The following is a 12,807-nucleotide window of genomic DNA, read 5'->3' on the forward strand; positions in this document are numbered from 1 at the left end:
GAGAGTAATTACCCTACATAGCTGAAATCATATTTAAAAATTAGTATGTTTTAGCGAAGGGGTAAGGATGACTTTTACACCGAAAAAGCGAGTGCTGGTAACTGGTGGGGCAGGTTTTCTAGGAGCGCATTTATGCAAGCGGTTATTGGAAAAGCAATGCGAAGTTGTATGCGTGGACAACTTCTTTACTGGAACAAAAGAGAATATTGTTCACTTAATGGAAGATCCGTATTTCGAATTACTCCGGCACGACATAACATTTCCGCTCTATGTTGAAGTTGATGAGATTTACAACTTAGCATGTCCGGCATCACCCGTTCATTATCAATATGACCCTGTGCAGACCGTGAAGACAAGCGTTCATGGTTCGATAAATATGTTGGGTTTGGCAAAACGAACAGGCGCTAAAATATTTCAAGCCTCGACTTCGGAAGTGTATGGCGACCCAGAAGTTCATCCGCAAACAGAAGATTACTGGGGCAGAGTAAATCCTAAAGGCGTACGTTCTTGCTATGATGAAGGTAAGCGTTGTGCTGAAACACTCTTTTTTTGATTACCAGCGCCAGTATGATGTCCGAATTAAGGTGGCTCGACTCTTTAATACATATGGCCCGCAAATGCATCCAAATGACGGGCGTGTTGTTTCAAACTTCATTATTCAAGCCCTTAAGGAAGAGCCTGTAACTATCTATGGTGATGGAACGCAGACTCGTTCGTTTTGCTTTGTAGATGACTTGGTGGAAGGAATTCTCCGTCTTATGGATAGGACTGAAGATTCATTCGGCGGCCCTGTTAATTTAGGTAATCCGCATGAAATGACTATTCGTGAGCTTGCAGAAAAAGTTATTGCCCTCACCAATTCCAACTCGGTTCTTAAGTTTAAATTACTTCCGCACGATGATCCAAAGCAACGTATGCCGGATATCAGTCTTGCCCGTGAAAAGCTGAATTGGTCACCAGTAACAACTCTTGAAGATGGGTTGAAGAAGACTATTGAATATTTCAAAAAGAAAAAAGAATGAGCTAGCTATCGCTCTCTATTTGTTTTTCACTTATCGAAAAAGAAAAGGGTCGTCCTACAGGACGACCCTTTTCTAATTATGAAAGGTAGTGATGAATAAGCCGCGAGGCTTAAAAAGAAACGTGCTGGCCTCGCTAATAAAAGTCTTTGGAGATTTTTAAGAACCCTTTCTACAGAAAGGTTCTTAAAGCCCCGCTGGCAAGCGCCGTCGGAGACATCCCGAAAGCAGCTCCCTGTAAGCGCCGCTGGATACATATCGAAGGCAGGTTAGAGAAAACTTATTAGTTTTCACCCACAAGTTTTTCTTCACCTTTCGGCTTGGTTGAGCGCGATTGAACCACTTTAGAGCTTGGAGCTACGTCGTGCGTAATCCAGACGTTACCGCCGATCATGGTGTCGTGTCCGATGGTGATGCGACCGAGTACTGTTGCCCCTGCGTAGACTGTAACGTTGTCTTCAAGGATTGGGTGGCGCAGGTTGCCTTTTACGAGCAATCCTTCTGTATCTTTAGGGAAGGATAGCGCACCGAGGGTTACACCCTGATAGAGACGACAGCCTTTGCCGATGATGCAAGTTTCGCCGATTACAACACCTGTGCCGTGGTCGATGAAGAATTCTTCGTCGATTTGTGCTCCCGGGTGAATGTCGATTCCGGTGTTGGAATGCGCCATTTCACTAATAATACGGGGAATGATCGGTACTTCAAGACCGTACAGCTCATGCGCAATACGGTGATGGATCATTGCTGTTATGGACGGGTAGCAAAAGATGGTTTCACCCGGAGTTTTAGCCGCGGGGTCACCTTCAAATGCTGCTTTAACGTCAGAAGCAAGGAGCCTGCGCAGCTTTGGTAGAGCCTGTAAAAATTTCATTGCTGTGTCACGGGAATGTGCTTCGCAATCTTTGCATTCATCAGCAAACTCAGCGCAAATGAAGCAGCCGCCACGTTTAATTTGTTCTGCAAGTATTCTATAGATAGAATCGAGATTTGCAGCCAGATGATAACGCATAGATTCTATACGTACGGCTTTATCCCCGAAGTAACCGGGGAAAAGGGCTGCCTTGAGGCGCTCTACTAATTCAAGCAATGCCTCTGTTGAAGGCATTGGTGCATCGTGTTTGGAACGATGGTATACCGCAGCGTAAGATTCTGGAGCGCAAAGCTCTTCGACTACAGAGTCGAGTTCTGCCATGTTGTGTTGCTCCAGTTCGGCGTGTTTACGTTGCATGTGGTCTCCCTTGCGAGTTTGCTAGTCAGCTTCTGTAAAAAGCGGGGTTGAAAGGTAACGCTCTGCAGTGTCGCAGATGATAAAGACAATGCGTTTCCCTTTGTTTTCAGGTCGATTGGCAAGTTGTAGCGCTGCGTATGCATTTGCACCGGAAGAGATGCCACACATAATGCCTTCTTCTTTCATAAGGCGACGTGCCATAACGAGGGCATCTTCGTTGGTAACGCGAATGATTTCATCAATTACGCTTCTGTCGAGAATTTCCGGTATAAACCCTGCGCCGATACCTTGAATGGCATGTGGCCCCGGGGTGCCACCGGAAAGAATAGGTGATGCGTCTGGTTCAACAGCGATGCATTTAATTTTTTTATTGTGCTTTTTAAGAACAGAACCGACGCCGGTGATTGTGCCGCCTGTTCCAACGCCTGCAACGAAGATGTCGATATGACCGTCTGTGTCTTCAAGAATTTCTTTGGCAGTTGTTCTACGATGAATTTCCGGATTCGCTTCGTTCGCAAATTGCTGAAGATGGATGGCGTTCGGGTTTTCTTCTGTAATGCGTTTTGCTTCTTCCACTGCACCTTTCATACCTTGGGTGGCAGGGGTCAGGATGAGTTTTGCGCCAAAGCCTTTGAGGAGTGCTCTGCGTTCTTTACTCATGGATTCCGGCATAGTGAGAATAAGCGGAAAGCCTTTTACGGCACAGGTGAAAGCAATGCCAATACCGGTGTTGCCGCTAGTTGCTTCAACAAATACAGTGTTTTCGTTTGTCTGACCGGAATCAATTGCGGTTTGAACCATGTTGTTACCGATGCGGTCTTTAACCGAAAAACATGGGTTAAGGGATTCCAACTTACCGATAACTTCGGCTTGTACGCCTTCTGCAATGCGGTTGATGCGAACGAGCGGTGTTTTGCCTACAAGGTCGATCATTGAGTCTGCGATGTTCATGTAGTTACCTCATTAGATGAAAAAAAAAGGGTCGGACTAACCACGTGTGTTGTCCGACCCTGAAGTATATATCTTAGGGTCTGCTATTAACAAGAACAAGGACGTGATGGAGCTTCTATGCTGTCGTCATCCTTATAAGGAGAAATCTCACGCAGGCGCTTGATGATAGGAGGAAGCTCCTTAAGCACTACTTTGATTTCATCGTCGCTATTAAAGCGGGAAAGTGAGAAACGGATGGAACCGTGCGCGAATGTGAACGGCACGCCCATTGCGCGAAGCACATGGGAAGGTTCCAGACTACCGGATGTGCATGCAGAGCCGGAGCTTGCAGCAATACCGTGTCCGTCCATCATAAGTAGAATTGCTTCACCTTCAACATGCTTGAAAGAAATGTTGGTGGTGTTTGGCAATCTGTCTTTTGTGTCGCCGTTAATGATAGCTTCTGGAATTGATTTGAGAAGACCTTTTTCAAGAACGTCACGCATGTGCTTAACGCCTGTGTTCTCAATTTCCATATTCAACTGTGCAAGTTCTGCTGCTTTGCCGAGACCTACGATAGACGCAGTGTTTTCGGTGCCCGCACGGCGTCCATGTTCCTGATGCCCACCACGGAGGTGAGGACGGAAGGAAGCGCCTTTGCGAACATACAGAGCTCCAATACCTTTAGGGCCGTGAATTTTGTGGCCGGAAAGGGAGAGGAAATCTACAGGGAATTCTGCAAGGTTGATTTCAATTTTGCCAACAGCCTGAACTGCATCCGTGTGCATCATTACGCCGCGGTCTTTTACGATCTTAGCGATTTCATGCATTGGGAACATAACGCCGGTTTCACTGTTAGCATACATGATGGTAACAAGTGCGGTGTCAGGGCGCAGTGCAACACGAAGTTCATCAAGGTCAAGCTGACCTTTGGTGTCTACATTAAGGTAGGTTACTTCGTAGCCGCGTTGTTCTAAGTGCTGACAGACGTTAAGGATTGCAGGATGTTCAACACGTGTAGTGATAATGTGCTTTTTACCCGGCTGAGATTCCAGCGCAGAGTAAATTGCAGTGTTGTCACTTTCTGTACCGCCTGCGGTAAAGATAATTTCATCCGGCTGTGCGTTCAAAAGAGACGCAAGCTGATGACGTGCTTTTGCAATATCTGAACTGACCTGTCCACCGAACTGGTGCATGCTGGATGGGTTGCCGTAGTAATCTGTAAGAAACGGCATCATCACTTCAAGCACTAACGGATCAATTTTTGTGGTCGCGTTGTTATCTAGATAGATTGTGCTCACTGCGATACCTCCACAACTGTGAGTTCTGGTTCAACCTGTTCCTGCAAAGCTTTTTCTACAACATTTTTGAGAGTAAGCTTGCTGGAAGGGCAGCTGGAGCACATACCGCGAAGCGCTACTTTTACCATGTGTCCTTCAATATCGATAAGCTCAACATCGCCGCCGTCCTGTTTGAGGCGCGGGCGAACTTCTTCGTTAAGCACTTTCATAACAAGCTGCATACGCTCGATGTTAGAAAGAGCCGGACGGGGAGTAGCTTCAGGAACTTCACATGCAGCAATTTTACCAGTTGCTTCATCAATAAGTCGCTGAATGTCGTCAACACAATTACCGCAACCGCCACCGGCTTTGGTGTAATGTGTAACCTCTTCTACAGTGGTAAGGTTGTTTTCAGTCACAGCACGCAGGATTTGTTCATCAGTAACGCCAAAGCAATGGCATACAATGTTTCCTTCGTGCTCGTGAACTTCAACAGGTTCACCGCGGTAGGTTTTAATAGCCATTTCTAAAGCTTCCTGTCCCATAACGGAACAGTGCATTTTTTCTTCTGGGAGACCGCCGAGGTAATCGGCAATTTCTTTGTTGGTTATTTTTTCTGCTTCAGTAAGAGTTTTGCCTTTAAGCAATTCTGTAAGAGCAGAAGAAGACGCAATAGCGCTGGCGCATCCGAAGGTCTGGAAAGTGGCGTCAACGATGCGATCATTATCATCTATTTTAAGGAAGAGTTTCAGCGCATCACCACATGCAAGGCTTCCAACCTCGCCAACGGCGCTTGCGTCTGTCATCTCACCTACGTTCTTTGGATTTAAGAAGTGCTCGCGCACTTTATCAGTATATTCCCACATTACAAGTATCCTCCGGATTCAGTTCATAAGTATTGTGAGCGCATCTTGAAGTATAGTAATGCGAAAGAGGTTAGGGAAGGGGGAAACGCATTTTTTTTTTAAGATGGCACACGAAGCCTTACGATTGAACCCGATTTCAAGTGATATTCTTCGATAATTTTAAGAATATATGAGGCAGTTTGAAATGCAGACTATATTTTTGCAGCCTAACGATTAAATAATGCCGTTCCCACTTAAGATTTGAATAAACCGCTTGAATACATTCATATCTATTTGTGTAGGCATTTCTTCTTTCATGATGCGCAATGTTCTGAATGCGTCAGTTCCGTCTGAATATGGTCTTGAGGAACGAATTGCATCATAGATATCCGCAATGGTGACTGCACGAACCGGAAGGGGAATATCCGGCTCTTTAAGTCCGCAAGGATAACCGGAACCATCGAGCTTTTCATGGTGGAAGAGAATGCAGTTGAGGGCATCCTGAGAAAGAGGAAGTCGAGCACACACACCGGCGCCATGAACAGGGTGGGTATTGATGTGCTCTCGTTCTATTGTAGTAAGCGTCCCGGGTTTATTAAGAATAGCTTCGGGAATCATTCTCTTGCCGATGTCATGCAAGATGGCACCAAGGCCAAATTGTACCATGTCCCGTTCTGCAAACGAATATGTCTGGAGGATGAGTTGGGAATAGACAAAGACGTGAAGTGAGTGTGAATACGTTTGATAATCGTGGGCGATAATTGAACCCATAGTTTTGAGTGAATTTTCCAGAGTAAGAAAACTTACACCTTTGGTCACAAATTCGAAGACTCTGTTGAACTCGCCTCGGTCTATACCCGGAGGAAGTTCCTCTGTGAAAATTTCTTCTACGATTTCAAGTGAAGTTTCGTAAAAAAGTTGCGCTCTTGTTGGTCTTGGAATTTTTTCATCGAGAAGTGTTTCGCCGAGATGTGAAGTGATGTGATCAAAATACTCTGGTCGTTGGTCATGCCGGATGTAAACATTTTTCCGTCCGCTGTTGAGCAGGATTCTTTCATGATGCTCAGTAAAGCTGTCTCCAGCTTTGGCATACAGTGCAAAAGAATCATCACTGCGGATATAAATGTCGTAGTTCCCACGGGTCGAACGCAAGACCAGTGAAGGCAAGACGGGGAAAAAGTCGTGCGACAATTCCTCTCTGGGAGGTGCTTGGGGAACAGCTTGTGTCATTACCTGATGTAGCCTGTAAGGTTGTAAGCACAAATGTTACAAACATGAGTATGCAGCTTAGCTTTGGGGAAGCATGAGCAGTATGCCTGGCGCGGAGAGAACAAGGGGGAATTTATTCGCACCGTAAATGTCCGTAACATCATTCTGTGTGCTTAAGTTAGAACGCCCTCACCAACTTTTTTTGTTGTGATGCTATGTTTTCCTGTTACAGGTATGGCTTTATTATTCTGCACTGCTGGGGAGGAGTGAAAATGTAAGCACATAGCATAAAGCTGGTGAGTATCACCTATTTTCTATCCCTTGTTGAGCCAACAAAGGATTATTCTAACCTTTTAAAACACATTCAATTTAGTTAACTCTGTATGAAAATGTTAACTAACAGTGAACAACTGTATGGTTGATTCAGTAACCAACTGTGAAGGGTGAAAGTGAAAACACAGTGTGAAGCTATGCTTGATTCATTTTAACGCAAGTCTTATGACAAAACAAAATTACAAAAGAGTAACCGCATGTTGCGCTAACTTTTGTTGTTTGTCTACGACCAATTTTTTGCAATATGCAAAAGTATTATCGTTGTTTAAATATTTTACTATAGTTTTTTGGAAACAAAAAAACATTACCAATACCTGTTTTGTTTTTTACAACACTTAAAGAATTTTAATGTAAAATTTTTATACATTTTCTGTTGCTGATGTCTTAAAATGAATACGTATTTATTCGTTTATCACATATGTTCTGCACAAAATTAAAAAGTAATAGTGGTTTTCTATTAATTGTAGAAAGAAGCTATGTGTCAGTAAATAAAACGAATTTGAACATCGTTGGAGCTTGTTTTTACTTTTTTGTACAATACTTTTTTTTATGTTCAGGCAATACTTTTTATTTTTTAATACAGTTTTTTTGAATTGGTACGGCTAGAGAATGTGATGTTATATTGAATAATACAACTTCAGTTGGAATTTTAATATTCTTTGAAAAGGCAAAAATGTTTTTCTAAGTTATTATAATATTATGATATAAAAAGATTATTTGATTTTTAAACCAAAGTCTAGAATCTATGCAGTCTGTGTATATTTTTTATTTCTAAAGTGATGACGATGAGAAAAAGACCCCTGAAAATGGGACGTGCAGTCTTTTTGCTAATTTACAGGTTAAGTTAAATCAATTTACGTATGTGGAATTGTACAGATGATGCTACTTTTTATGAATGGAAAAGAATGTACAGGTTCAGGGCAGTAAGCATGTAAAAAGGACTCGCTGAGTAGGGGGGAGATTTTTCATTGCAGCTTGAAATATGCTGATTGAACTTTTCATCAATCATTCGTTATTTCTAATAGGTATAATGGGTTGGAGAAAAAACAAGCATGCATGGACTGCATTTTGATAACATGGTGTTTCAAAAAAATGTGGTAGGGTATACTGATTTCTTGTTTTCACAGTACCGAGTGATTTTTTCAAAAAAGAACAAACACTGTACAAAATGAAGATGCATATTATTTATATGTCCAACATGTTTGCTTTTTAGTATCACCTGATTGTTGGCTATCATTTTTTGTGGAGTAAAGACCGTTCAGCATGCAGCATATTTTCCGTAAAATTTTTCATTACATCCATCCTGACACTCGATCTGTTGCCGTCGATATAGCGATGTATCTCGCTGTAATCACAGTTCTTATCCAGAGTGTTTTTTCCGGGGCAGAAGCTTCTGGGTACAACTGGCAGTGGAGCAGAGTCCCTCGTTACGTTTTTACCATCACCGACGGATCATTCCACATGGGGCCGTTGCTTACCGGTCTTTGCGTAACCCTTGAAATAGCATGTTATTCTATGGTGCTGGCTTTTGCTTTCGGGCTCATTTCGGTACTGTTCAGATCTTCCAAGTCAATCGTTGCCCGTTCTATTGCTCTTCTCTATGTTGAGCTAATCCGCAATACGCCGCTTATGCTTCAGGTGCTGATAATGTACTTTGTTATCGCGCCAGTATTGGAGATGGAACGTTTTCTTTCTGCCGTTCTTGCGCTTGCTCTTTTTGAAGGAGCGTACATCGCAGAAATTTTTCGTGCAGGCATCAATTCTGTTCCTAAAGGACAGTGGGAAGCTGCGGAAAGCGTTGGCTTAAGTCGTTTTCATATATACAGGCTTGTCGTGCTGCCGCAGGCTATTCGAGCCACATTGCCGCCATTAACCGGGCAGGCTGTCTCTTTGGTAAAGGACTCCGCACTGGTTTCGGTCATTGCAATCTACGATCTGACAATGCAAGGGCAGGCAATCATTTCTGAAACCTATCTTACTTTTGAGATTTGGTTTATAGTGGCACTAATTTATTTATTGATTACAGTAAGTTTGTCTTTTGTCGTACATTTTCTAGAAAAGAAATATTCGTATGAACTCTAGAAATTGAGTCTAAGAAAAGAGGAGGATTCACGTGTTTAGATCTATGGTGAAAACAGTCGTTGCGTTACTGCTTGTTGTGGCATTTTGTATTCCTGCTTCTGCGCAGAATGTAATGTCCGAGCTGAACAAGGAAAGCGTAATTTCCAAAGTTATAGAACGGAATAAATTGCGCGTAGGATTTTCAACCTTTGTTCCTTGGGCAATGAAAGATAAGAACGGCGATTTTGTGGGATACGAAATTGACGTAATGAAAGAACTTGCAAAAGATCTTGGTGTTGAAATTGAATTTGTGCCAACCACCTGGTCTGGTATTATCCCTGCGCTGCTTGCAAATAAATTTGATGTAATTATCGGTGGTATGTCCGTAACTACTCAGCGTAATCTCAAGGTAAACTTCTCAGATCCGTATGACTACACCGGCATCGCCATTCTTGGATCTCTCAAAAAGGGCGGCGACATTCACACTCTTGAAGATGTGAACAAAGAAGGCGTAATTGTTGTAGCCCGTATCGGTTCAACACCTGCTGCTGCCGCAAAAAAATATTTCCCTAAAGCAGATGTGCGACTTTTTGAAAAAGAAACACAATGCGTGCAGGAACTCATGACAGGTCGAGCTACTGTAATGCTCGCCAGTGCTCCACTTCCTGCATTTAAAGCATATGAATTTCCGAAAAAGTTATTCGTGCCGGTAAAAGGAACATTTACGAAAGAGCCTATCGCTTTTGCTCTGCGTAAAGGTGATCCAGATACTTTGAACGTTCTCAACAACTGGGTTCGTATCAAGCATGATTCCGGTTGGCTTAAAGCCCGTAAAGACTACTGGTTTGAAGGCAAACAGTGGGAGTCCATGCTTAAGTAAACAGCATGAACTAACGGATTAAAAAATACATTTAACACTGTGGCGGACTTGTTCCGCCACAATTTTTCTTATGCAGCAAAAACGATATAAACCTGTTCTCCTCGACTACATCCTGCTGGCACTTATTGGTGGCAGCATTCTCTACTTCTGCTGGCAGTTGGAAAACGAGCTGCAATATGAATGGAGCTGGGAAACCATTCCGCAATTTATTTTACGAAATAAAAACGGATCATGGGAACCTAACTTTTTACTTGAAGGCCTTTTTACCACAATCCGTCTGAGCATCTGGGCAACCCTTCTGGCCTCAGTAGTGGGAGTGGTGATGGGGCTTGCGCGGGTAAGTCAGAGCCACTTTGCGCGAATGCTTTCCCGCACCTACGTGGAAATTGTACGAAATATGCCGCCAATTGTGCTGATCTTTATTTCGTATTTCTTTTTGTCTGCTCAACTTACCCATTATTTGGCGCTGGATTCAGTTGTTCAGGATCTTCCACCGTGGCTGCATTCAGTCATTTCGGTGCTGTTCAGTAAGCCGTCGCAGTTTACCCAGTTTGTTACAGGTGTAATAACTCTCGGCTTGTATGAAGGTGCCTACATTACAGAAATTGTTCGTGGCGGTGTAAACAGCGTACAGCGCGGACAGTGGGAAGCTTCAGCATCTTTAGGCTTTAATCGGTTTGATCAGCTTCGGCTCGTGGTATTGCCACAAGCGCTGAAAGTGATTGTCCCGCCGTTGGCAGGGCAGTTCATTTCAACGATTAAAGATTCAGCGATCTTGTCTGTAATTTCTATTCAGGAACTGACATTTCAGGGGCTGGAACTCATGGCGTCGACCTATCTGGTCTTTGAAATATGGATTACCATTACCATGATGTATCTAGTGTTGACTCTTGGCTGTTCATTGCTTTCCCGTTGGGTTGAGCATACTTTGGAGTGGAAGAATTAACGCTCGTTGGGTAATTATTTCTTTTGGTTGTGGTGTGTTTTTGTCTCCGACGGGGAAGGGCTCTGCCCCTCCACCCCGCAAGGGAGACTCTCCCTTGACCCGATTAGCGAAAAGTTATTGTTCGTGAACGTAATTACGGCTTAGTGCTATTTGTTTGGGTAATTGTCTGAAGCTTAAAAAAATCCGTCAGTCCTTTGAACTGACGGATTTTTTTGTATTTTATAGTAATTTGTAGAAGCGTTCCGGCGTCATGGCTCCAGCCAGTTGATCAAGTCGACCTTTAAGAGCCTTAATCTCATCATACCCTTGTGTGCGAAGATACGTATATGCCATGGAGGCTCGGAAACCAGAAAGGCAGAAGGTGATAATGAATTTATCGCGTGGCACTTCGCTCAGTCGATCCGGAAGTTCGTTCAACGGAATATGTTGTGCGAATGAAAACGTCAGTGTTTTCGCTTCTTCGTTTGTTCTGACATCTAGAAAAACGAAATGATCATGGTCAATAAACTTACTGGCTTCTTCAACGGTGATTCCGTATTCGCCTGCAACCAGAAAAGCTATGTCCATTTCGCGCAAAACTTCTGAGAGTTGAGGACAGGCATCGATGTGTTCTTGCATATGACACTCCTAATATAATCAGAAACTCTTTTGTTTCGGGATATTGTTGAACAAGAGTATTGTAGAGTCAAGCCACAGCATGTAGGCTGACAGATACATTGTTGTTAACTTAAATTATTCGTAACAGGATACACTATGGTTCGTTCTTTTTCCAAGAAGCAGATGTCTCCGATAATCCAGTTTGTAACCAGAGGTATGTGGCGTGTGGATTTAGACACTCTGCCAATGGTTCAACAATGGGGAGTCATTTTTTGCAGGCGGCTTTCTGTTATCTTTAATGGTTTTCTATTAGATAACTGTATGCTGCGTGCAACTGCACTTGCGTATACAACATTACTTTCCATAGTGCCGTTTCTTGCTGTTGTGTTTGCCATCTCGAAAGGGCTGGGAGTTCAGAACAGTGATACGTTACGTTATATACTGTTAAATGCATCTGCCGGTAACAATAAGGCTGTGGAGTTTCTTCTGGAATATGTGAACAACACAGATGTTACCACGCTTGGTGTTATTGGTGTTGCGACATTACTTTTCACCGTGATTTCTTTGATGGGAAACATTGAGGCTGCGTTTAATACAATCTGGAGTGTTAAGCACGGCAGAACCATGTGGCGTAAATTTACAGATTTCTTTTCTATGGTTCTCATTGCCCCTGTTTTTCTTGGCGTCGCTGTCAGCCTTAGTGTGACAATGCAGCATGAATCAGTTGTTCAAGAACTTTTGAGTATTGATGCTGTGAATTATGTATATATTCTACTGTTAAAATTGATACCGACCGTGATGATCTGGTGCCTGCTCTTCTTCGCGTATGCGTTTATTCCTAATCTCAAGGTTCAGAAAAGAAGCGCATTTGTCGGTGCTTTGATAGGCGTTGTTTTGTGGAAAGGGGTAGAGAGTATCTATCTTTCCTACTTAGTAGACGTGAATAAATACAATATGATTTACGGCAGTTTTGCCCAGCTTCCACTGTTCCTTATCTGGATATACATCAGCTGGCTGATTGTGTTGTTCGGTGTAGAGGTTTGCTACGCTATTCAATATGGCTCAACAGAAGAAGATAAAATGCTGGCCGGTAAAACGAGCTGCTATGAGAAAGCTATTCTTGCTACTGCCGTCATGGCAACTTTGGCAAAAACATATGGAGAGAATCAGGGCGCTGTGCGAGTTGATTCGTTGAGTGAAAAGCTAAAAATTTCGCAGCTGCTATTGGAAGATGTGCTTGGTCTACTAGAAGAGAAAGGTTTTGTTGCAAAATTAGATTCCGAAAATGCTACATATATTTTGGCACGACCAGCAACAACAACTTATGTTTCTGACGTTGTAACTGCCGTGGCGCAGTATCATCCGGAGCGAGTGATGCAATATGCGATTCAAGGGCATTCAGATTCTGTCGCTATTGTGGAAACATTATATAAGCAACTTGCAAGCGGTAATGACTGTACTCTTTCTGAATTGTAG

Annotated in this window: 10 protein-coding genes and 1 pseudogene; 5 read left to right on the top strand and 6 right to left on the bottom strand. The window is 43.1% G+C overall.

All coding sequences use genetic code 11. From position 1 onward, the window contains the following. Nucleotides 1-67 precede the first annotated feature (67 nt). Nucleotides 68-1,022 (top strand): annotated as a pseudogene (locus MKHDV_RS04500) (UDP-glucuronic acid decarboxylase family protein). A gap of 280 nt (nucleotides 1,023-1,302) precedes the next feature. Here MKHDV_RS04500 and epsC read toward each other — a convergent pair. The 5 genes from epsC to MKHDV_RS04525 all read right to left on the bottom strand — a co-directional run bounded on the left by epsC (nucleotide 1,303) and on the right by MKHDV_RS04525 (nucleotide 6,496). After that, complete coding sequence (gene epsC / locus MKHDV_RS04505; RefSeq protein ID WP_160712678.1) at nucleotides 1,303-2,250, bottom strand: serine O-acetyltransferase EpsC; 948 nt, start codon at nucleotides 2,248-2,250, stop codon at nucleotides 1,303-1,305. 21 nt (nucleotides 2,251-2,271) lie between these two features. Further along, nucleotides 2,272-3,201, bottom strand: a complete 930-nt coding sequence (gene cysK / locus MKHDV_RS04510; RefSeq protein ID WP_160712680.1) for a cysteine synthase A — start codon at nucleotides 3,199-3,201, stop codon at nucleotides 2,272-2,274. 86 nt (nucleotides 3,202-3,287) lie between these two features. Beyond that, nucleotides 3,288-4,481 carry a cysteine desulfurase NifS gene (nifS, locus tag MKHDV_RS04515; protein ID WP_160712682.1) on the bottom strand — a complete coding sequence of 398 codons (1,194 nt, stop codon included), beginning with the start codon at nucleotides 4,479-4,481 and terminating at the stop codon, nucleotides 3,288-3,290. Continuing rightward, nucleotides 4,478-5,326 (bottom strand): Fe-S cluster assembly protein NifU, encoded by an 849-nt coding sequence (gene nifU, locus MKHDV_RS04520; protein WP_160712684.1) that lies wholly within the window; start codon nucleotides 5,324-5,326, stop codon nucleotides 4,478-4,480. Before nifU ends, nifS begins: the two co-directional genes overlap by 4 nt. A gap of 213 nt (nucleotides 5,327-5,539) precedes the next feature. After that, complete coding sequence (locus MKHDV_RS04525) at nucleotides 5,540-6,496, bottom strand: HD-GYP domain-containing protein (protein ID WP_254060414.1); 957 nt, start codon at nucleotides 6,494-6,496, stop codon at nucleotides 5,540-5,542. Between the two features lie 1,614 nt (nucleotides 6,497-8,110). Here MKHDV_RS04525 and MKHDV_RS04530 point away from each other — a divergent pair. The 3 genes from MKHDV_RS04530 (at nucleotide 8,111) to MKHDV_RS04540 (ending at nucleotide 10,734) form a co-directional block, all read left to right on the top strand. Next, on the top strand, nucleotides 8,111-8,929 hold the full coding sequence (locus MKHDV_RS04530) for an amino acid ABC transporter permease (RefSeq protein WP_160712686.1): 819 nt from the start codon (nucleotides 8,111-8,113) through the stop codon (nucleotides 8,927-8,929). A 31-nt stretch (nucleotides 8,930-8,960) separates the two neighbouring features. Beyond that, on the top strand, nucleotides 8,961-9,788 hold the full coding sequence (locus MKHDV_RS04535) for a transporter substrate-binding domain-containing protein (protein WP_160712688.1): 828 nt from the start codon (nucleotides 8,961-8,963) through the stop codon (nucleotides 9,786-9,788). A gap of 70 nt (nucleotides 9,789-9,858) precedes the next feature. Next, on the top strand, nucleotides 9,859-10,734 hold the full coding sequence (locus MKHDV_RS04540) for an amino acid ABC transporter permease (protein ID WP_160712690.1): 876 nt from the start codon (nucleotides 9,859-9,861) through the stop codon (nucleotides 10,732-10,734). 219 nt (nucleotides 10,735-10,953) lie between these two features. On the opposite strand, the gene MKHDV_RS04545 is transcribed toward MKHDV_RS04540, so the two are convergent. Continuing rightward, complete coding sequence (locus MKHDV_RS04545) at nucleotides 10,954-11,352, bottom strand: rhodanese-like domain-containing protein (RefSeq protein ID WP_160712692.1); 399 nt, start codon at nucleotides 11,350-11,352, stop codon at nucleotides 10,954-10,956. A 135-nt stretch (nucleotides 11,353-11,487) separates the two neighbouring features. On the opposite strand from MKHDV_RS04545, the gene MKHDV_RS04550 reads away from it, so the two are divergent. Further along, nucleotides 11,488-12,807: a YihY/virulence factor BrkB family protein gene (locus tag MKHDV_RS04550; RefSeq protein WP_160712694.1), complete on the top strand. Its 1,320-nt coding sequence runs from the start codon at nucleotides 11,488-11,490 to the stop codon at nucleotides 12,805-12,807.

The sequence above is a fragment of the Halodesulfovibrio sp. MK-HDV genome (genome assembly GCF_009914765.1).
Taxonomy (GTDB): Bacteria; Desulfobacterota; Desulfovibrionia; order Desulfovibrionales; family Desulfovibrionaceae; genus Halodesulfovibrio.

Coding starts and splice junctions, on each gene's coding strand:
- epsC (WP_160712678.1), bottom strand. CDS start 2,250: ATGCAACGTAAACACGCCGAACTGGAGCAACACAACATGGCAGAACTC.
- cysK (WP_160712680.1), bottom strand. CDS start 3,201: ATGAACATCGCAGACTCAATGATCGACCTTGTAGGCAAAACACCGCTC.
- nifU (WP_160712684.1), bottom strand. CDS start 5,326: ATGTGGGAATATACTGATAAAGTGCGCGAGCACTTCTTAAATCCAAAG.
- MKHDV_RS04530 (WP_160712686.1), top strand. CDS start 8,111: ATGCAGCATATTTTCCGTAAAATTTTTCATTACATCCATCCTGACACT.
- MKHDV_RS04540 (WP_160712690.1), top strand. CDS start 9,859: ATGCAGCAAAAACGATATAAACCTGTTCTCCTCGACTACATCCTGCTG.
- MKHDV_RS04545 (WP_160712692.1), bottom strand. CDS start 11,352: ATGCAAGAACACATCGATGCCTGTCCTCAACTCTCAGAAGTTTTGCGC.
- MKHDV_RS04550 (WP_160712694.1), top strand. CDS start 11,488: ATGGTTCGTTCTTTTTCCAAGAAGCAGATGTCTCCGATAATCCAGTTT.